The organism is Stenotrophomonas maltophilia group sp. RNC7, from assembly GCF_030910085.1.
Lineage (GTDB): Bacteria > Pseudomonadota > Gammaproteobacteria > Xanthomonadales > Xanthomonadaceae > Stenotrophomonas > Stenotrophomonas sepilia.
On sequence record NZ_JAVFVN010000234.1, the window covers coordinates 1 to 323 of the forward strand.

Sequence of the window (323 nt, forward strand, 5' to 3'; positions counted from 1 at the left end):
CTTGAGATCGACATGGCGAACAGTCAACTCACCGGAGCTGAAGAGAGCCTCTTCATTGAGAGTGATGCCGTCACGCCCATAGGGAAGATCGCCGTTGTAGACGGCATCGTATATCCTGTCATTACATAGCTTCAGCTCTTCCCAGCGCGGAAAGTCTAGCGTTGCTGGCAGGCATTGAAACGATGATATTGCAGATAAGATCGCCTGCTCGTGGCGAAGAAGATTTGCCCATCGCATTGCAGCTTCGATAGGGCGGTAGAACACCTTCGATCTTGGCGGGTCCTTATGCATGCATCCCGTTCCTTTTGGAAACGCTACATCAC

Annotated in this window: 1 pseudogene; it reads right to left on the minus strand. The window is 51.7% G+C overall.

Features of this window, described 5'->3' with window-relative positions:
* Positions 1-291, minus strand: a pseudogene (locus RCF13_RS03005) (hypothetical protein); the annotation flags it as partial.
* Between the last annotated feature and the right edge of the window lie 32 nt (positions 292-323).